14 protein-coding genes are annotated in these 20,904 nt (G+C 60.5%); 10 read left to right on the top strand and 4 right to left on the bottom strand.

Translation table 11 applies throughout. The features are described 5' to 3' along the window. Positions 1-470: 470 nt before the first annotated feature. From IVB18_RS38885 to IVB18_RS38850, 8 genes are all read left to right on the top strand, one after another. Positions 471-1,673, top strand: coding sequence for a polysaccharide biosynthesis/export family protein (locus tag IVB18_RS38885; protein WP_247985527.1), 1,203 nt, complete (start codon positions 471-473; stop codon positions 1,671-1,673). Between the two features lie 159 nt (positions 1,674-1,832). Then, positions 1,833-2,414 carry a hypothetical protein gene (locus IVB18_RS38880; protein WP_247985526.1) on the top strand — a complete coding sequence of 194 codons (582 nt, stop codon included), beginning with the start codon at positions 1,833-1,835 and terminating at the stop codon, positions 2,412-2,414. A gap of 30 nt (positions 2,415-2,444) precedes the next feature. Further along, positions 2,445-3,923 carry an O-antigen ligase family protein gene (locus tag IVB18_RS38875; RefSeq protein ID WP_247985525.1) on the top strand — a complete coding sequence of 493 codons (1,479 nt, stop codon included), beginning with the start codon at positions 2,445-2,447 and terminating at the stop codon, positions 3,921-3,923. Between the two features lie 127 nt (positions 3,924-4,050). After that, positions 4,051-4,650: a hypothetical protein gene (locus tag IVB18_RS38870; RefSeq protein ID WP_247985524.1), complete on the top strand. Its 600-nt coding sequence runs from the start codon at positions 4,051-4,053 to the stop codon at positions 4,648-4,650. A gap of 302 nt (positions 4,651-4,952) precedes the next feature. Continuing rightward, positions 4,953-7,208 carry a polysaccharide biosynthesis tyrosine autokinase gene (locus tag IVB18_RS38865; RefSeq protein WP_247985523.1) on the top strand — a complete coding sequence of 752 codons (2,256 nt, stop codon included), beginning with the start codon at positions 4,953-4,955 and terminating at the stop codon, positions 7,206-7,208. Positions 7,209-7,215: 7 nt separating this feature from the next. Beyond that, positions 7,216-7,965, top strand: a complete 750-nt coding sequence (locus IVB18_RS38860) for a hypothetical protein (protein ID WP_247985522.1) — start codon at positions 7,216-7,218, stop codon at positions 7,963-7,965. A 577-nt stretch (positions 7,966-8,542) separates the two neighbouring features. After that, positions 8,543-9,547: an ABC transporter substrate-binding protein gene (locus tag IVB18_RS38855; RefSeq protein ID WP_247985521.1), complete on the top strand. Its 1,005-nt coding sequence runs from the start codon at positions 8,543-8,545 to the stop codon at positions 9,545-9,547. A gap of 950 nt (positions 9,548-10,497) precedes the next feature. Continuing rightward, complete coding sequence (locus tag IVB18_RS38850) at positions 10,498-10,827, top strand: hypothetical protein (protein ID WP_247985520.1); 330 nt, start codon at positions 10,498-10,500, stop codon at positions 10,825-10,827. 239 nt (positions 10,828-11,066) lie between these two features. On the opposite strand, the gene IVB18_RS38845 is transcribed toward IVB18_RS38850, so the two are convergent. After that, positions 11,067-11,795 carry a ParA family protein gene (locus IVB18_RS38845; protein WP_247985519.1) on the bottom strand — a complete coding sequence of 243 codons (729 nt, stop codon included), beginning with the start codon at positions 11,793-11,795 and terminating at the stop codon, positions 11,067-11,069. Between the two features lie 195 nt (positions 11,796-11,990). Here IVB18_RS38845 and IVB18_RS38840 point away from each other — a divergent pair, with 195 nt between their 5' ends. Further along, on the top strand, positions 11,991-13,433 hold the full coding sequence (locus IVB18_RS38840) for an exopolysaccharide biosynthesis polyprenyl glycosylphosphotransferase (protein WP_247985518.1): 1,443 nt from the start codon (positions 11,991-11,993) through the stop codon (positions 13,431-13,433). Positions 13,434-13,748: 315 nt separating this feature from the next. Then, positions 13,749-15,344, top strand: coding sequence for a calcium-binding protein (locus IVB18_RS38835; protein WP_247985517.1), 1,596 nt, complete (start codon positions 13,749-13,751; stop codon positions 15,342-15,344). Between the two features lie 142 nt (positions 15,345-15,486). Here the strand turns inward: IVB18_RS38835 and IVB18_RS38830 are convergent, their stop codons facing one another. From IVB18_RS38830 to IVB18_RS38820, 3 genes are all read right to left on the bottom strand, one after another. After that, positions 15,487-16,092 carry a class I SAM-dependent methyltransferase gene (locus IVB18_RS38830; protein ID WP_247985516.1) on the bottom strand — a complete coding sequence of 202 codons (606 nt, stop codon included), beginning with the start codon at positions 16,090-16,092 and terminating at the stop codon, positions 15,487-15,489. 175 nt (positions 16,093-16,267) lie between these two features. Continuing rightward, positions 16,268-18,673, bottom strand: coding sequence for a glycosyltransferase (locus tag IVB18_RS38825; protein ID WP_247985515.1), 2,406 nt, complete (start codon positions 18,671-18,673; stop codon positions 16,268-16,270). Next, positions 18,667-20,904, bottom strand: coding sequence for a glycosyltransferase family 2 protein (locus IVB18_RS38820; RefSeq protein WP_247985514.1), 2,238 nt, complete (start codon positions 20,902-20,904; stop codon positions 18,667-18,669). Before IVB18_RS38820 ends, IVB18_RS38825 begins: the two co-directional genes overlap by 7 nt.

The raw sequence follows: 20,904 nt of genomic DNA, 5'->3' as shown, positions 1-20,904 counted from the left end.
AGGCCGGCGAAGTCCAGGTCGGATTTCGGCGGTCTTCATGATGGAGGCGAAGGTCTCACCTTCCTTTGTCCCTTGGGTGCGGGTGAACTTCCAGCTCGAGGCGGGCGCCGCTACGGGAATTAGAGGCTGGCCGAGGCAAGCCAGGTCGGCGCCACAGGATCGGCCGCCTGGGGGCTCCAGGCAATAAACAATGCTGCGACTGCGAAAAGCGCCACGTCAGAAATCCATTCAATCGGCCCGAATTTCTCCCAGAGACGCAGGCGAGCGGGAGTAGCCGGATTGCCTGATTAAGCAGCACACAGATTATAACAAAGGGTCACAAAGGCTTAATGCGGGTTCCCGAAAGTTGCGGAAGCGCAACACTCCCAACCAGATCGCACCGTTAACCACGCATTTGGGCTGCGAAGCCTTGTCGCAGTTCGCGGCGCACCGTACCAATTGACTCAATAGGGGAACCACCGGGCGCCTTCATGCATGCATTTGTGACGACTCGTGTTTTGACGCTGGCGCTTTTGAGCGTCGGCTTGGCGCTTGGGGGCTGTTCGACCAATCCCGGCTCGGGACCGTTAACCGACGACGTCAACAACCACATTCAGACGGAAAGCGCGCCGGCCTACGAGCTCGTGCCGATCAATCCGGCGACGGTCAACATCCTGCACACCCATGAACCCAAGGGGCTTGCGGGTGCGTTCACGGACAAACGGCCGCCGGCCAGCATCGTGTTCGGCATCGGCGACGTCGTCAGCGTCACCATCTTCGAAGCCGCGGCGGGTGGTCTGTTCATCCCGGCCGAAGCCGGCGTCCGTCCGGGCAACTTCGTGACGATCCCCGATCAGTCGGTCGACAATGACGGCTTCATCACCGTGCCCTACGCCGGGCAGGTCAAGGCCAACGGCCTCACGGCGGTCCAAATCCAGCGCTCCATCGTTGAAAAAATCGCCAACCGCGCCATCGAGCCGCAGGTCGTCGTTGCGATGTCCTCGCAGCGCACCCAGCTCATCAGCGTGCTCGGCGAGGTCAATACGCCGGCCCGTTATCCGGCGAGCGCCGCAGGCGCAAAGGACAAGGTGCTCGACGCGATCACCCGCGCCGGCGGCATCAAGGGCCAGGGCTTCGAGACCTGGGTCATGCTGGAACGTGCCGGCAAGCGCGCGACCGTGCCGTTCGAGAATCTCGTGATGGCGCCGGAGAACAACATCTTTGTTCGTCCGGACGACAGCGTCTATGTCTATCGCGAACAGCAGAAGTTCCTGGCGTTTGGCGCCAGCGGTCAGAGCGGCGAGTTCAACTTCGATGCCTGGCGCATCAACCTCGGCGAAGCCGTGGGCAAGGCCGGCGGCCTTCTGGACGGCCAAGCGGATCCGGCATCGGTGTACCTGTATCGCCGCGAGCCGCGTGAGGTCGCAGCTCAGCTCGGCATCGACGTCAGCAAGTACACAACCGAGACGATCCCGGTCATCTTCAACGTGAACTTCCGCGATCCGGGTGGCTTCTTCCTCGCCACCAAGGTCATGATGAAGAACCAGGACATCATCTACGTCTCGAACTCGCGCAACGTCGAGGTCACGAAGTTCCTGACCTTCCTCCGGGTGATCATGGCGACCGGCAGCGACGCGGTGAACCTGTCGAACGACGCGCTGATCTTCCGCAACAACATCAAGTTGGCGCCGTAAGGCGGAGCCAACCTGATCTAGCAAAACCGATGGCACCGGGGCTTTGTCCCGGTGCCATTTTCGTTTAAGGATCCAATCGGTACTGTCGGGCTATGGATCAAGGCACCACCGAACAAGGCGCGCCGGTCATCGGTCACCCCCGCAGTGTCGCGAGGCCTCATGCGCTTTCGACGACGAGCATTCTGGTGTTTTCTAACCCTCGTCCTCGTGGGCCCTGTTCTGCTCGAAGACGCTGTCGCCGCGGCGGGGGAGTTCGGAGTACGCCACCGGATCGATGTGGTGGTCTCAGCCGAGCCCGAGGCGCCGATCTTCCAGCGCCTCCGGGGCGCCAAGGGCGAAGTTTCATTCACCGTCCGATTGTCGGCGAACGCCAACGAGAGCCGCTTCTTCGGGATGCTGCATCCGTCCTTCCCGGATATCGTTGTCCCTGACAGACCAGACAAGTCGCTGGTCCAGCAGACCAAGCTATGGGAGGAGGAGGCCTGCCATCAGCGGCGCGGCTTGCCCAAGGTGACAGTCACCCGGGTTGGCGGCCACTTTGGCGAGGGGGAGGGGCGGGTCGAGATAAGCGGCATCAACCGCCATATCGGCCTTTTGGTCCCGCCCGATGAATTAACGCCTGGAATAAAACTCGATCCGGGCAGTGATAGCTTGGGGACATTCTATGCATTTCGGGCGCAGACCCGGAACAGCCGCCTTAACGTGGATCTAAAGATCTATCCGATCGACTGCTTCCTCTAGAAGCTAGAGCAAAGGCCGGCTTGAACGACGATGCGCCTTCGGCTTCCCAACATAAGCTGGTCGTGGAGCCTGCCCGCCACGTTCATCCTGTTCTTCGTGGTGGCCGGCGCGCCGTTTCCGTTCGGCTCGACCAACGACCTCTCGATCGCGTTCTGGTGCCTGTGCCTCGGCGCGGCATTGATCTTCGCGCCGACGCGAGACTTGCGAAGACCGCACTTGTGGATCATCGCTGGCATTGGCGTCATTGTTGCCGGCTACGCGTTCGTCTTGCACGAGCAGTTGTCCGACCACCCCTGGGTCGCGCCGTTCCAGCCGATCTGGAAGCAGGCGTCGGTTCTGTTGGGCGTGCCGATCGCCCCCTCGGCGTCCATCGTCAAGAACGAGGCATTCTTCGCGCTAGGCGCGCCGCTCGCCAACATTCTGGCGATCCTCCTCGGGATCACTGTTGGCGCGGACCGCGAGCGCGCCCGACGCATGTTGTGGGTCATTGCCGTCTCCGGAGCGCTCTACGCGCTGTATGGCGTCTTGTCCTTCCTGATCGAGCCCACTCTGATCCTGTGGCGGGACAAGACCGCCTATGTCGGCAGCGTCACCGGCACGTTCATCAACCGCAACACGGCGGCGGCTTATTTTGGCTCCTGCGCGGTGATCTGGATGCTGCTGATTCTGGAAGACGTCCGACGGCGTATTCCCGAACGGCACCTCGAATGGAAGCGACTGTCGCTTGATTTGCGGGCGATTCCGCCACGGAAAATCCTGCCACAGCTTCTTTCGCTACTGATCTGCCTGATGGCGATGTTCATGACCGGCTCGCGCGCGGGCGTCAGCCTGTCGCTGCTCGCTATGATCGTCTCGTTCATCGTGCTCCTGCGCAAGGATCTGCCACCCAAAACAGGCATCTGGATATCGCTCGGCTCGGGCCTGGTGGTCGCGCTCGGCCTCATGCAACTGCTGGGCGGGCGCGTCTCCAGCCGCTTCGATAGCCAGGGGCTGGTCGATGAGGGGCGGGTGGAAGCCTGGAAATCCACTCTCAAGATCATCGCCGACAACCCTTGGTTCGGCACCGGCATGGGCACCTTCCAGTGGGCATTCCCGCCGTACCGCAGCCCCAACATCTCGATTCGCGGCATCTGGGACATCGCACATTCGACGCCCCTGGAGCTTGCCTCCGACGTCGGCATTCCCCTGGCGCTTTTGGTGGCGCTCGCCTGGGCGATCATGCTGGTGATCCTTGCGCGCGGCGTGTTCGGCCGGCGGCGCGATGTGATCATTCCGCTCGGGGCGGCCGCGACCGCGACCTTGTCGCTGATGCACTCCTGCCTGGACTTCACGCTGCAAATTCCTGGCTACAGCATTCCGTTCTTTGCGCTTTTCGGTACTGGACTGTCGCAATCGTTCCGCTCTGACAAAGCTTCGCCAACGCTCGACGCGAGGCGGCAGGAGGATGGACGCGGAGACAGGGCCGAAAGGACGTCCTCGCGCGTCGCCGAGCTTCACAAAACTGTCTAGTTTTGAAGCAGTTGCGCTGTTTACGAAGTTTTTAGGATATGTGGACAGTCGCTTCTACTTGCGATAGCTTCCGCGCCGTAAAGCCATTTGCCCGCGGCAGGGGGCAGCAGATATTTTGGAGAGATATATGAGCGTAATTAGTGTTGCGCTGCGGTTGGCTGCGGCTGCGGCGGTGGCCGCAGCGATTTCAACGGCTGCCAGCGCGGCCGTCTATCCTCCGCAGCGGCAGCTACCCGTCCAGGTGACTTCGGATTTCAAGAGTTCACCGAACAGCCTCTTGCAGCAATATCCGACCGGTGGTGCGCAGATGGTCTCGCGTGTGCGCGACCTCGGTGCTTCCGATCCCGCGACGCTGCCGGGCCTTATCGCGCTCTTAAAGGATCCTGCGACGACGACAGACCAAATGCGCGCGATTGTGGCCGGGCTTGCGCAGGTCGCTCGCATGGCCGCACAGAGCGACGCCGCGTTCGCCAACGAAATCCAGACCGCGATTGCCAGCATCGGCAACGCAGACGTCATCGCTGCTTATCAAGCCGCGATCGGCGATGTTGCGATTGCTGCCACTGGCGGCGGCGGCACAGGCGGTGGCGGTGCGACGGGTGGCGGTGGCTCGACTGGTGGCGCCAACACCAGTTCAACGACGTTAGGCAACAACGGGACCCCCAACACGGCTCCGAATTTCAGCGGTTCGGTCGCTGCCGCGACGAGCAGCGTCAGCCCGCGCTGAAACACCCGGACGGTTATTAATAAGGCGTTGTCGCAGGCTTGCCGAGCGACAAAGGATCTTGTGAGGCGGCGCCTTCATGGCGCCGTTCGGCGCCTTTGATTGTTAAGCTTCATTCGATTTCTATGGTGTCGGCCGCGTTTGCACAGCGGCAATTCAGTTTCATGTTCGACGTCGGCCATGTTATTCCCTCTGTTCGCGTAAGTTCTTTTTTGAGGCGCATACCCTCCGGCTCGATCGTCCGTCCGGGGCGATCTCAAGACCAGTAAATGGGTTGATGACCGGACGGTTTCAGGAATTGCGATATGCTGCAGGTGAACAAGCCGAAGTCGGAAATCAACCGGGAGCTGATCGAATTCGAAGGTCCCGCCTCGCAGACGCTCACTTCTTATCTTGACATCGTGCGTCGCCAGTTTCCGACGATGATTGCCATCATCTCGGCCTGCCTCATCCTCGCGTTGCTCTATCTCTTCACCGCCGCGCCGCAATTCACCTCGACCGCGACGATGGTAATCGATACCCGCAAGGTGCAGCTATTCCAGCAGCAATCGGTGCTCGGCGACATTGCGATCGATTCTGCGACCGTCGAAACTCAAGTGGAAATCCTGAAATCCGAAAATATCAGCCTCGCCGTCGTTCGGGATTTGCATCTGATCGATGACCCCGAATTTACGGGGAGCGGAGGCGGCGTGCTTGGTGCGATGATCGGCTCGTTCACCGGGCTATTTTCGAGTGGATATGCCATCTCAGAATTCGAGCTGACACGGAAAGCGTTGCAGCGCTTTGAGCGCAGCCGGACGGTCAAGCGGTTGGGCCTCACCTATGTCATGGAGATCGGCTTCACCTCGCGCGATCCAGCCAAAGCTGCACGCATCGCCAATGCGATCGCGGACGCCTATATCGTCGATCAACTTGAGGCGAAATATCAGGCAACGCGGCGCGCCAGCGTCTGGCTACAGGACCGCATCAAGGAGCTGCGCACCCAGGCCTCCGCCGCGCAGAGGGCGGTGGTCGATTTCAAGACCGCCAACAACATCGTCGACACCGGCGGCCGATTGATGAACGAGCAGCAACTCGCCGAGGTGAACAGCCAGCTCATCATGGCGCATGCCGCCACCGCCGAGGCCAAGGCGCGGCTCGACCGCATGAACGAGATCCTCAAGCAGGAGGTCCCAGACGCCAACGTGGCCGACGCGCTGAAGAACGACACCATCGTCAAGCTGCGGGCGCAATATGTCGACATGGCCTCCAAGGAGTCGATCTGGGCGATGAAATACGGCTCGGATCACTTGGCCGCGGTCAACCTCCGCCGCCAGATGGCGGAAATCAAGAAGAACATCACGGATGAGCTGAAACGCATCCAGGAATCCTACAAGAGCGACCACGACATCGCGGTGACGCGCGAGGAGAGCATCAAGTCGAGCCTCGCCAACGTCGTCTCGGAATCCCAGCTCACCAACCAGGCGCAGGTGCAGCTCCGCGAGCTCGAGAGCAACGCGCAGTCCTACCAGGCGATGTATGACAATTTCCTGCAGCGCTACATGGAGAGCGTGCAGCAGCAGTCCTTCCCGATCACCGAGGCGCGCGTGATCAGCGCGGCGACCACGCCGCTAGGGAAGAGTTCTCCTAGGAGCATGGTGATTCTTGGTGCGGCACTGCTAGGCGGGCTCATGCTGAGCTTTGGCGCGGCGATGGCGCGCGAGCTTACCGATAAGGTATTCCGGACGACGGGGCAGGTGGAAGAGGTGCTCGGTACGAACTGCATCGCGATTCTGCCGGCGCTGGACGGGGCGGCGGCGCCATCCTTCCTTCCCGGTAAGCTGGGCAAGAAGACCGACGACCCTCAGCGCAATCTCCTGCGTTACGTGGTCGACACTCCACTCTCGCGCTTTGCGGAGGCCGTGCGATCGCTGAAAGTGGCGGTGGACCTCAATTCTATTGTGCGGGAGAACCGGACGCTAGCGGTCACTTCGACCCTGCCGAGCGAGGGCAAGAGCACGCTCTCGAGCAACCTCGCGCAACTGATGGCGCATAGCGGCGCCCGCGTCATCCTCGTCGACGCCGATCTGCGCAATCCCTCGCTGTCCCGCGCACTCTTACCAAACGCTGAGATTGGCCTGGTTGATGTCATCGCGCAGAAGGCCAATTTGGAAGATGCGCTCACGGTGGACCCCGAAACCAAACTGGCAATCCTGCCTGCTGGCAAAACCTCGAAGCTCCTGCACACCAACGAGATCCTCGCATCGAAGGCAATGCATGCCCTCATTACGCAACTGCGGTCCAAATTCGACTATGTAGTGCTAGACATGCCGCCGATGGCGCCGGTGGTGGACGTGCGAGTTACCTCTTCCTTGGTCGATTCCTATATCTTTGTGGTCGAGTGGGGCAAGACCAAGATGGATGTCGTTAAGCATAACCTGCGCAGCGCGCCTGAGATCCAGGACAAGTTGCTCGGCGTTGTGCTGAACAAGGCAGATACCAAGCTGCTCTCGCGCTACGAATCCTACCACGGTCGCTACTACTACCAGAAGTATTACGCCCGTTATGGGTATGTGGAATAGCCGCCGGATGGTGCGGCAGGCGTGGGTGCGAGCGTCGATCCTGCTGCTTGGCTTTGCTGGCGTGCTCTGGTCGTTGGTCGCGTTGCCATCGTTCTGGCGCGTGAATCCGGCCCGCGAGCTGTCGACGCGGATTCTGATGGATGATCGATTCAAGCCAGGTGTGCTGAGCGAAGTGCTGGTGCGGATCGAAGCTCAACCTGCGCCGATCCTCTTGCCCCATGAGCTCGCTCGAGCCGAAGCCCTAGTGCGCTTGCGTATTGCCGAGGCGGCGATCGAACGGAAGAGTTCGGAGGACGCTGATCGCGAAGCGGTGTCCACCATGGAGAAGGTGAAATCCTCTCTTTCGCTGAACCCCGCTGATTCCTTTATTTGGCTGACGCTCTATTCAGTGGAGACCGCCCGCAGCGGCTTCGATCGCAACAACATTAGCTACCTCGACCAATCCTACGCGATAGCTCCGCGGGAGGGCTGGATTGCGCTCCGCCGCAACAAGCTGGCGCTCGCGATCTTTCCGATGTTAAGCGAGGCGATGCGGGTAAAGGCAGTTTCAGAATTTGCTGAGATGGTTGAGGGCGGATTCATTGAAAATGTGGCGATCAATCTAACGACTGTTGGTTGGCCTCATCGGGACCGCCTCCTGGCGAGCGTGGAGCCCGTGGATATCATCCAGCGCAAGTTGCTTGCGAAAAGACTGGTTGCTGATGGCATGAAGGTCAGGGTTCCCGGCGTCGAGAGCGATGAGAGGTTATGGCGGTGATCATCAAATTCTCTTCCCGATCAGTTCCTGCAGCCGCCATTTGTTTCGCTTTTTTGCCCGTTTCGGCCGCCCAAGCGCAAAGCCTATCCCCGGCTGACGATGCAGCGTTCAGCAGAACAGTCTGACAAGCCTGTGGTCCGCGACGCACTCGGCCGACCCTGTCTCGACGTTGAAGCCGCTGCTCGCGTTCACGTCGTCAATCCGGCCGTAGTCGATCATGTTGTCAGCCTAAAGAATAGCTGCCCGCGTTGGATAAGCGTCAAAGTTTGCTACTTGAACTCTGACAAATGCAATTCATTGGATGTGGCCCCACTACAAGCGAACAGACGCGATTCTTGGAACGATGAGCGGAACAAAAAGCTTCAGATATGTCGTTCTGCAAAAGTAGAGGGGCGCGACGTCCAATGGCCTGCAAAATTATGATCAGAGAAGCGGCCTATTTCGCTGTCGTTGCATCGCGTACGTTGCCCAATACGCAATGGATGCGCACCCCAGGAATCTCCAAGTGGCTCCGACATCGTCACGGCGAAGCGTGAGAGGCGGATACGGGCGGCTCGCGCTGCTCGCTCTGCTTGCCATGGCCTTCGGCGTGGCGATCTTGGCGCTCGTGCCAGAGCCTCTGCCGACGAGGACGCGGATTGATACGACCGCGCAACCAAGCTTGCTGCTCGATGGTCCATTCGGCGCGCGGTTCGCGGGGGAAATGATCGCGCACAAGCAAGGATATTTCGCTCCAAGCATGACGCTGCGAGCCGACCCCGGCGATCCCGATTTTGTCGCGACAGTCGCACGCCAGCATGCCATCGGCGTGACGAGCGGCCAGAAGTTTCTCCTCGCGGCTTGGCGCGGCGTCCCGGTGACCGCCTTCGCAGCAAGCTTGCAAGATACCTCCACCGTCATCTTCACCCTGGAGCGCTCCGGGCTGCGGCGCCCGGCGGATCTTGTTGGAAAACGGATTGGCTACCGGAGGGCGAGCGAGGGGGATGTGGTTTTCGACGCAATGATGGCGCAACTCGGCCTTCCACGCAGTCAGTTGACCAAAGTGGCAGACCGCGACACGTTTGACGCCCTTCGTACCGGTCAGGTGGACGCGATCATCGCTGCGATTGGCCAGGAGCCGGGACCGTCCGAGCCGGGCTCTCTCCGACTGAATGCCATCAAGCCACAAGATTACGGGATTCACGTCCCGGGAATGGTGTATTTTGCGAGTTCGGATCTGGTTCATGATCGCCCCTCGGCTATTGCGGAGGTACTCAAGGGCCTCATTAAGGGCTGGCAATTCGTCTACAGCGACTACGCACGCAGCGTGCCGGTTCTCGTCGGCTTTGACCCGGAGAGGCTGAACCGTGACCGCATGAGTTTCGAGCTACAGCAACAGCGCGGGCTAATCCTGCTGACGGGCGGGCGGATCGCGGATTATGACGAAAGCCGCTGGAGAACCCTCCGCGACATTCTGGTCTTTGCGAAGCTTGGGCAGGAAGAGGTGCCTCTTGCCCAATCGGTCAGCTACCAGCTGTTGCGCGACGTCTACCGTCGCTCACCGGATCTTGCCGCACCCGGAGCGTGGGGCAGCGAGAAGTAGGTCGGACATGTCACAGTTCCGGGCTATTTCGTCCCCGGACAAGATTTCGTCAGATGCTACGGTTGCCTTGTTACCTAGCGGGTTGGTAATCTGTCTTGGCTATTTGAGCCCAATGTCTGGGTGGGCAAGGCGCTCGATCACCGTTGGGCCCATTTTCGGTTGGGAATCAGCTAGGCCATCAGCGTCGGTTGGGGCAAAGGGAGCTTTACGTATGTTGAGGACGTTCACGCGGGTTGGTCTTCTGGGGTTGGTCGCATCCTTTTGTGCAGCGAATGGCGCAAGCGCTGCGATGCAGCTTCCCGCGAGCGCGGTGATATTGACAGGCCAAGGCCAGGCAACGCCGGTCACCTTCTGGGCGCAGCCGTATCCCTACCGCTTCGTGCCACGGCATCGCTGCCCAGTGGTCCGCGTCGAAACGCCGTATGGTTGGTACTTGGATCGCGTCTGCGCGGCGCCTGGAGGCCCTGTCCTCCGCCGCGCCTATTGACTGCCGAGGCCATAAGAGACTGCGCGCCTGGTCGAACGAGCAATCGCTTTCGCGCGCTGCGCTGAACTGATTCCCTGAGGCAAGCAGGGCATCCGCACGCCCTGAGTGGGTTGGGTAAGGCCGGACTTCCGGCGCCCACCGCCGTGGAGCATCGCCACCGCCCCCGCTTATTTTCAACCGGAAACGGCGGACCTCGAATCCAGAGGTTGCAATCCGCTAAAACGGACTTGCAAGTGCCCCTCAGGCCCCTCTCAAACCGTTGGGCGCAATAATTTAAATAACTCAGATCTTGCTTTAATTATATAATGTGATTTAAATATAATAGAGTCGAAATTATATAATTACTACAGTAATAATAGGTAGGTTCCGTCGTGAACCGAACGACACCACAAAGATGCCACCTCAATGATGCCATCTGCTGGCGATCCGGCATGGGGGCAGGCAACAAGCGAAGGGGCCTGCATTGAGTGATATAGCCAATGTTACAGCCCTGGCGTTGTTGAACCTCGTCCGACTGCTGGCTGCCGAGCTGGTTGCCGGGGAGCATCGCGATGACTGCGCCAAGTTGATCGAGGCGATGGACAGAAAACTGACCGAGACGCCGTTGCCGCGAGGTACCGACGTCAACGACGCTCGTGCCGGCATAGAAGAGGCGCGAAAGCTTCTGCGCCCTTACGTCCTGCATCTTCGAGATCAGGCCCAAGCCGCGCGAGCCCGCGATCAGGCCGAGGCGGCGCTGGCCGAAGGCGTGGAGATCCCGACGACCCTGCCGAGGTCGAAATACCTCCAATAGGGCGGCCTCCAGCGGCATTCTGTTCCTCGAATAAGCGAGGCTCGATCGGACTGCCCAGGCTTTCGAGGTCATTCGCGCCTGTTAGCCCGAGTTGGATGTTGGCGCGCTCGATTGTAATTTGTCGACGAGCGATAAGGGGCGGGCTCTGAGCATCCGAGGCAATATTTTCTCTCTATGCTTTGACGCGCGACATTATTGTTACGACCACAACGGGGTGTTTATCCTTATCGGTAGGATAATCAGATCGCCGGAAAACGGGCCTGCGTCATTAGCTGGATCGCCTCAAGCACGGGCTCGCTCAGTCCCGCAAGTTCAGTCGAGATTGCGTAGCCCCGGGGCAGTATACCGGCCGAGAAGGCACGGACGTAAGCGAGCCGCGAAGCAATCGGGCCGCAGACCATCTCTCCCATTTCGCCGAGCGCCCCTACGATTTGCTGGCCTTCCAGCGTTCGGGAATCGACCCGATTTGGGACGAGAAAGGTCGGGACGTCGGCGTCCCGTTTGCTGCGCGCGAAGGCGATGGCTGAAATCGTTTCCTCTGTGGCGCTCAGATCGAGCCCCGAAGCTGTACAGGGCAGAACGACAATGTCAGCCACGGCAACCGCAGCGCCAACCGCGTATTCGTGCGGCGGGGTGTCGATAATGGTGACGCTCCCTGGCGATGAGCCGACGAGCCTCGCCCAGCGGGCTGCCTCACCATAATGCAGCGGCACCTCCGAGACGCGAAAGGGAAGCCGTCCAGGCGCAGCCCATTCCGCGGCGGATCGCTGTGGATCGGCATCAATCACATCCACCAAGATGCCGCGGTGGTGCAAATCGCCCGCCAAGCTTATCGCAATGGTCGTCTTGCCCGCCCCGCCTTTCCGCTGCACGACTGAAATCACCGAGCGCATATGCCTGTTCTCTATTCGAGCATTGCGCCCTTTCCGCCGATCGTCTCCCATCAATCCAACGAATGATTTTCTCATTCAAGTCTCGGTGAGTTGCGCCGGCTTTTTGGCCAAGGAGTGTTGCATTCTTGCCTGTCGAGCCTTCGTCCGTCCGGGGCGAGTCGGAGACGGGGAGTGATACCGCATCGCGGCAAATGACTCGCCAAACGTTGAAGATGGCCCTATAAGACGAGCTTAATTTTTCCTTAATTCGGTTACAGCTGAGTCAATATTGTGGCTGACATTACCGACTATCGGCTGTCCCGAGAAGTAGGGGGCGTGGCCAGGGTCTCGGGCCTCCGGCTTGGCATTCCCGGCTATTTGGTTGGTCCCGCAGTATTTTTCGCCGACCTTTGCCTGTTGATCCTAGCGAGTGTGGCCTCTGCTGTCGGCTATCACCGCATCATGCTGCAGGAGGTCGGAGATCTCACGACCTTCATTGGTCTGGCCTGCGCCGTATCCTTCTATCTCTCGATCTTTCTGACCTACCGCGGCACCTATTCCGTGAGACGGCTGATGCAGCCCGTTCTCCAGTGCCGCGAGGTCACGATGGCATGGATCGCGGTCTTCCTCATGCTCGTCACGCTGGCCTTCCTGCTGAAGGTCGGTCCCAATCTCTCCCGTGGTGCGACCGTCGCGTTCTTCCTGATCGGCTGGAGTGCGCTGGTCGGCTGGCGCGCGCTGCTCAGCGCGCAGCTGCACCAGGCGCGCGCCAGGCGCGTCATCGCGCCGCGGCAGGTGGTGGTCGTCAGCGATCGGCGCATCGAAGAGGCGCGCACCTACCTGCAGGATCTCGCCTTTCACGATTACGATGTTGCGCAGTTTCTGGTTCTCCCGGCGTCAGACGACCTTGACGAAATCGGTCGCGAAATGATCGAACTCGCTGGCCCAGAGCATCGCATCGACAGCATCTTTCTGCTGATGGACTGGGGCAGGCCCGATCGTATCGATCGGCTTGCGGATATCCTGCGTGCGGTGCCGCTATCGGTGCGGCTCTTTCCGGATCCCAAGGTTTCGCGCTTTCTTGGAGCGCATGAATTGTCTGTCGGGGGCGTTTGGGCGACGGAGATCCAGCGCGTGCCGCTCGGCCTCGAGGAGCGCCTGGCGAAGCGCACGCTCGACATCGCGGTCTCGGCCGTGCTGCTTATTTTCACGTCACTCTTGATGCTGACATCTGCGCTCCTCATCAAGCTCAGCTCAAAAGGACCTGTGTTCTTTACGCAGGCTCGGACCGGCTTCAGCGGAGTGCCGTTCAGAATTTTCAAGTTTCGCACGCTCACCACGATGGATGATGGTCCTGTGGTGAAGCAGGTATCGCGCAATGACAATCGCCTGACGGGCGTGGGCCGCTGGTTGCGACGGACGAGCATCGACGAGCTGCCGCAGCTGATCAATATTCTGCGCGGCGAGATGTCGTTGGTGGGGCCGCGGCCCCATGCTGCGGCGCATACAGACTACTACGGACAACTCATTGCCAACTATGCCTATCGGCATCACGTCAAGCCTGGCTTGACTGGATGGGCGCAGGTCAACGGTTTCCGCGGCGAGACCACGCTCTCGCAGATGAAAGCCCGTGTCGATCACGACCTCTGGTACATCGACAATTGGAATTTGTGGCTCGACGTCAAAATCCTGCTCAAGACCTGCATCGTCCTGCTCAGATCCCCCGCTTATTGAATGCGGCGAATCATTGGTATTTCCAAGGATTTCAACCGAGAGATGTGTGCCCATTGCATACCGAGGAATGAAAGTTCCGTAAATCTCTGTGTTCACCATCTCATCAAAAGCGTGCTCGCAAATTGGGCGTTATTGCGCGCAGGAGCGGCTGGTCGAGTTCCCGTGCGGTCCATGCTTTTGATCATAAAAGGAAATTTTCTAGATCGCGGTGCACAATTCTAATGATTGACTCATATACCTCTGGCCGGCTATCTAACCAATAGTTAAGCATACCTCGTGTTCCACCTGTCTTTATGGGCAAGTGGGCGTCCGTGGGTGCAAAAGGCGAATTTGTGGAATGAACCGAGGGTTGTTGCAACCTTCGGGCAAAAGGGGCAGTCAATGTCTACTTATGACTATACCGAAGCTCAATTTAACACGCTCATTGGCCCCCACGTCGATCCAACGACGCTTACCGAGATCGATAATTATCTGATTTCAAAGGGTTTCTTCCCGACGGCAGGTGATACGATCCGAGTTGAGGGCCTGAACGGCTATCAACCGATCGATCCGACGGCGAACGTCCTGATTGAAGGCGACTCGCCGGCTGCCATTACGACAGACGCCAACGACGCGCTGATTGTTGTCGAGCCTGGTGGCAACCTTACGGTTCGCGGCACGCAGGACGTCGGCATCGTGATCGCCGATGGTGGTCCCGCTAAGGTCACGCTACTCGATAGCGGCAACGACATCGTGTGGGGGGCTACGGGTGACGATACCATCACCGCAGGCGGCGGTAATGACACGATCTACGCCGGCAATGGCAACAACGTCTTGATCGCTGGCACCGGCAATAGCTCAATCTACGGCGGCACCGGCAACGATGTGTTCGTTGACGTGAACGGTGGCAGCAACCACTTCTTCGGAGGCGGCGGCGACGACACGATGTATGGCGGCTCGGGCAATGACACGCTTGAGGCGTCGGGAACCGGCCACAATTACCTCCAGGCTGGCAGTGGCAACCAGACGCTCATCGCCGGCAATGGCGGTGACACCCTGTATGGTGGCGCCGGCAGCGACTCGCTGGTCGGCGGCGCCGGCAATGATCAGATCGTTTCGCTTGGCTCTGGCAACAACACGCTGATTTCCGGCGGTGGTGACGACAAGCTCCAGGCTACCGGCGGCAACAACTCGCTGCAGGGCGGTTCGGGCAACAGCACGCTGATCGCGGGTACGGGCAACGACACGCTCACCGGCGGCACCGGCAACGAGCATTTTGTGTCGGAGCAGGGTGGCAATACCACCATGACCGGCGGTGGCGGCAACGACACGTTCGAGGCTTACGGCACCAGCAACGTGTCGATGACCGGTGGCAGCGGCAACGATACGATGTACGCCAATGGCAGCGGCAACGACACGCTGATTGCCGGTTCCGGTGCAACCTTGATGTACGCGGGCGGCAGCTCGGGAACCGACACCTTCGCGCTCAATGGCAACGACACGCTGTTCGGCGGTTCTGGCATCGACGTCATCAACATCAGCGGATCGGGCAACCAGGCGCATCTCGATGGTGCCTCGGTCGCGGTCGCCACCGTCACCGGCAGCGGTGCCAACACGGTCTGGGCCGGCTCGGGCAGCGACACCATCAATGGCAGTGCCTCCACGGGCAGCAACCTCTACATCACCGGCTCGGGCAGTGCCTCAATCGCCGGCGGCTCGGGCAACGATCAGTTCGAGATCACCTCGCTCACGAACAGCACGATCGATGGTGGCGCGGGCTCGAACGTGGCCTTCATGGACGGCCTCAACTCGACGGACGTCACGATCAACACGACGGCGGGTGTCACGACCGTCACTTCTGGCGGCAACACGATGACCTTCACAAATGTGCAGGACATCATCTTCAACGACACCGACTACAAGCCGTCTTAAGCCCAATAGCGAGAGATGCTGCAACGAGCGCCCCCGGTTTCGGGGGCGTTTTGTTTTTGCCAATGATCGCTCTCGGCGGCTCCGCCAAACCATTAAACAATGGCGGGTGCCAGCCGAACTCCGGCGCATGTGTCGCTTGGACCTATTCGGTGAAGTCGAGGCCGCCGTTGCGCAATTCCGTCAGGATCTGCGGCTTGTCGGCCTGTGGCATCAGCGCCAGCGCATAGAAGTCGTAACAATTGCCCTTGATCAACAGCACTTCATCGAAGCGGGCCTCCAACAGCAAACGCGCCATCCGCTCGTCGGTGAAGCCGGTGTTGTGGGCCATGAAGTAATTGCCCCTCTCGATGGACGCCGCGTGCCCGTAGATCATGTCGAGTGCGGTAATGGGGCCGAGCGGGGATTCGTAGGCGATCTCCTCGCCGCGGCCCTGGGCGACGAGTGCGGCGATTGGTTCGAGATCCGGTGAGGTGATGAGCGCGAAGCCATCTGGCTTCAGCACGCGGACGATTCCCCGCAGCGCAGAGCGGACGTCGTGGGGATGCAGGTGCTCCAGGCTGTGCGAACAGAAGACCGCGTCAAAGCTCCTGTCGGCAACCGGACTGAGATCCTCGAGTGACCCCACGATGTCCGGGGACACGCGCGGATCGACGTCCATGCGCACTTCTTGCCAGCCGCCGTTGCGGAAGGTGCGCTGTAGTCGTTCGGGATTGACGGGCCCGCTTCCAGCATTGAGGACCTTCTTCACCATTGCACAAAACCCAAGAAATGCATGACTTTCACGGCCAGCGGTTGATTTACAAACACGTGCACCTACTCACTATTCCCAACATCCGCCGCCTCCCAGCTCGTGGCTTAGCCGGCCGCATTTCGGCGCGCTTGGCGCTGCTAGAGGAGGTCGTGTTGAATTTCAACGACATTGATCAAAATCCGGGTGGGAGCTCGACGGATGAGGGAGGCAGATTGACGCGGGCTATCCGCCCCCGGGGAGGCCACGCCAGGGCGGAAAACGGCACCGCATCGAGCGAAAGATTGGGATTGTAGTAGGGATCCTCGAGAAGATGCTCGCCCCATTTGTTGCGGAGGTTCCGGAGCTCGCGCTCAAAGCGCGCGGCTTTGTCGCCAGCCTGGTCACGGCCGCGGCTAGCCGATTCGTGGTGATAAAGCCGGGCCGACGGGGTCCAGACGATGCGTTTCCCCTGGCTACGAAGCTTCAGGCAATAGTCGACGTCGTTGAAGTTCACGGGAAAGCGTACCTCGTCAAGCCCGCCCACGGCCAGATAGTCGCTGCGACGGGTCAATAGACAGGCCGCGGTGACCGACCCGCATTCGCGCGCAACCTTCAACATGTCGCCATATCCTGGATCACTGGCGAGCCGATCAGTACCGATGTGTTGGGCTCCAAAACTCGGACCGAGAGCAACGCCGGCATGCTGGACCATGCCGCTCGGCCACAACAGCAGTGCACCGACGGCGCCGACGTCTGGCTCGGCAAGCCGGCCCTGCATCTCGGCGAGCCAGGCGGCGTCCATCGCCCTGATGTCGTTGTTGAGCAGTAGAACGTCGTCACTGTCGCAAGCCTCGACGGCGAGATTGTTGAGCCGCGCGAAATTGAAAGCTCCGGGGACGGCGAGCACCCCCGTGCCGCCGCGTTTGAGTGCTTCGAGATAGTCGAGCATGTCGGCATCGCTGGAGTCGTTGTCGACGACCAGCACCCGCGCTCGCGCATGGCTGAGCGCCGGCGCAATGCTCGAAAGACAGGTTTGCAGCAACTCCTTGCGATTGCGAACCGGAATGATCACCGTGAGTGTGCGGGACTTCGGCTTTCGAACCACGCGGGCCACGGGCAACAGCGCACCGCGTTGAGCGGTTGCCTCTGCCGTAATCCCGCGTACGGACAGATGGGCGAGGCTTGCTTTGGCCAACAGACGGCTCTGCGCGACCAGATCCGGCAGCGTCATGCGCCCGAGCGGGATCGGTACATGCGCGACCTGCTGCTGGCGCAAGGCGTCATCGTCGTCGAACTGGCTGTTGAACAGGCGGTAGAGGTTGGTTGGACGGGTTTCGAGCGCAGCCTCCACGGAGGCGCGGTCCATCGCAAATAGCTGCGCGCAATAGCCCTGTTCCAGCATCCGTTCATAGTCGAAGGCTGGCAGAGCCAGTGGCCAGGGACGCCGATCCTCGCCATCGATCTCCAGATCGCAATAGATCATGCGAGCGTGCGGTACGGTGGCAAAGCCTGCAACGAGTTTTGATAGTGCAGACCTGTCGAAATCCGTCCCGGCCTGTGCGAACACCACGATTTCAGCGTCGCGTCCGTCGTAAGCCAGGAATTCGCGCAGCTCATCCGGATCAAACGTTCCCGGCCCGTCCAGTGGCGGGAGGGCGGCCGCGACCCAATTGTTGTGCTGTTGCTCCTCCAGGCTCTCCAGTGAGGTGTCCTCGTTGTCTCCCGCAACAAGCACCACGGCAGTGGCGCGGTCGGTGGAAGAGCCCGCACCGGGAGAAGGCGATTGCCCTGTTTCCAAGTCCCAGCGCTTGCGCCAGTCTTCATAAGCCGTGAACGGCGCAGAGGCGGGCAATAGACGATCGAGCATCCGACCGCGCAGACGTTCGGATTCCGTTTCGCCGAAGTCGGCAAAGAACCGCTCCACGGCATCCGGAAAGGCTACAAACGTCAAAGGCGCCGCGGTCAACTGCAACTCATCTTCCGTGATGAAGTGAACCCGCCTCACCCGTCCGTCCGCATAGTCGGTCGGCAGATGGAGATCGAAAGCCTTGACCAGGTTGGCATTGTCGATGCCGCCAACATGGCTGAAGCCGCTGGCGCGCGCTTCCGCGACAGGCTCGCCGTCGACGACGGCGCGAACCATCGGCGACTCCGCCGGTGGGCAGCGCACCCATCCCTGAAACCGCAAGCCGCCCATCCAATCGACAGCGCCCAAGCCGCGGCTATCGGTGGCTTTCTCCAAGGCTTCATCCAGCTGAATTGAAGAACCGATCGCGTCCGCGCCATTGGCGAGGCGGACCTCGACAATCCGGCTGTCGGCCAGCATGTCAGGCGTCAATGCAAAGGAGAAACCGTAGCAGGCATCGCCAATCCCTTCCGAGGCGAGCTCAGGCACATAAGCCTCGGCACGTGCAAGCCGCAGAGGCACACCATCGAGCAGGAGCTCGACCACCAGCCGGCGTGAAAGATCGTTCGGGTCGTAGATGAAGCCGGAGAAATTGGCCTCATCAGTCCGCCCGAATTCATGGCGAAGCTGGTCTATGGCCGAATGCGGCACTGGAGCCGCGCTGGCGCGCGATGGACGGCGGAGCTTCACCATTGTCTGGCGCTCCAGCCGAGTAGGTCTTGCGCGGTTGCGGCCACATTGCTTGAGGGCGTCATCGGCAAATCGGCACCGTGCGTGACGACACTGCCGAACGACCAGTCAAAGAAAGCGAGCGGCACGTCGACCTCGCTGAAGGCCGCCGTCATCAATGGGTGGCCGAACAATGGAGCACGCCGGGCAATCAGAACTCCGCCAAGGCCATGAAGTGCTGCCGTACCGGGCAAGTCCTTGGCGGAGACGGCGCCGGTGACCATCACGTCGCCAAGCGCCATCAGTGCCAGATCGTCGAGGGTTTCACCCAGCACGACGATTCCGGTTTCAGGTCGCTCATGTCGGATGCGTCGAATGAGATCCCGCATGAAGGCAAAATCGAGTGCTGCCAGGCCAACGGGAAGCACGCCGAGTGCCTCGCCACGCGGTATCACTGCGCCCGGCCGCTCGATGCTGTGGAAGACCTCGGAACTATTGACGAGCCTTACCCGCTTCGCGGCGTTCGGTGGCAGCCGTCGTCTCAAGAAGGTCTCCGCCACCGTATCGGGCGCGAGGATACAGCTGTCGCGGGTTAAGAGCTTGAGCCAGCTCTCGGACGTATCGCGGCCGCAGTTGCATTCCTTGTCATCAAGGAGGGCAGGGCAGAGACGGCCCTTTTGATCGAGACCTCCGCGAGAACACCACAGTCCGCCGTCGGCGACCAGGAGATCGACCACCGCGCCTCGGTCAACCAGGGGGCGCACAAGAGCGGTGGGTATATTGGCCGGATCAGCGACGACCACGCGCGGGGGCGCGATTGCGGTCAGGGTCTCGACCAGCGTCGGCTCGTCGGCAGGAAGCCGGAAGTCGAGGGATTGCGGAAAGTCGGAGCCGGCATCACGCATGGCAAGTGTGGTGTTGCCCCGGTTGAGAGACGCGAGAAGCGCTGGCTTGCCGGATTGGGCAGCGAACCGCTTTGCGACCTCCATCACCGCACCTACGCCGGACAAGACGATCGTCGTTCCCTTGCGTTCGGCGATGAGCTCGCGCTCAATCGCGCCACGGCTTGGCTTCAGCGGATCCAATGCCTTGAAGGTTGCGCTTTCATTGCGATAGTCCGGGAAGCGCAAACGAAGCCGTCCGAGATTGAGGACCACCAGGGCACGTTTTTCGGTCTTGAACGAGGCCGAGCCGGAGTGGCCCACATACACCGATGGGGCGCAAACATTGCGAAAGCCGCTCTGTCGCGCGCGAAGGCAGAGATCAACATCCTCGAGATAGCCGCGATGATAATGGTCGGATAGTCCACCGACCGCGTCGAGACAGGCGCGGGTGATGTAAAGGCAAAAGCCGATGCCGTCCGGCATATCGACCAGGCGACCGGCGTTGACGCGCGCGGCAATTGCGTCCAGGTGCGCGACGTGCTGGATCGAAGGCAAGGGATTGGCGCTAAAGGCGAGCGGCAGGCTGGTGGCTTCGCCATTGTTCGACAGCGGCGTGACTGTGCCGATATCGGGAGCAGCGTGGGCTACGTTGCTCAGTCGCTTCACGAAGCCGTCTGGCACCACGGTGTCAGAGTTGAGCAGGATCACATCGCCGGATGGAACGGCATCGAGCGCGCGATTGACGGCACCGATGAAACCAAGATTATCGACGTTGCGGATCAATCGCACGTTCGAGGCCGTTGCAACCGAGTCCAGCAGCATCGCGATGCGCTTGTCGGGCGTTGCATCGTCGACCAAGACTACCTTGATCCCTTTGTCATCCGTGATCGCGCTCATCAGGCTTTCGAGGCAGCGTTCGGTCGCTTCAAAATCGTCATAAACAGGGACGACCACCGTCACTTCGATGGTGCGATCCTTGCTGCGGCCAACCGATTTCGTCGTGACCGACGTGCCATGCTTTACGGCGCAGGCGGCAAGCGGCGCCGGAAAGGCGCTTTCTATCATGACGCGTCGGCCAAGCCGCAGGCTCACTACGCGACGGGTCTTAGAGGCAGGAAACAGCACGCTGAAGCTTGCCGCATGCTCGATTTTACTTGCCAGGGCGTGCTGCGGGTCGCTTTCGATCGCATGAGAGATGCGGGTCTTGTCAGTCTCGATCCATAGGCTCATTTGCTCGTGGCCCTGCCAGGCTGCCCAACCCGTGATGCTGTCCCCGATGCGGTGGATGGCACCCAACGTCGTTTCACCCTTGGCCTTCAGCCGTGCGACGGCTTCGCCCAACGCAGCCATGTCGCGGTCGAGCTCGATCAA

Origin of the sequence: Bradyrhizobium sp. 186, assembly GCF_023101685.1 — a bacterium.
GTDB lineage: Bacteria > Pseudomonadota > Alphaproteobacteria > Rhizobiales > Xanthobacteraceae > Bradyrhizobium.
Note: the sequence above shows the minus strand (reverse complement) of the source record. Positions and strands in the feature narration are given on the sequence as shown.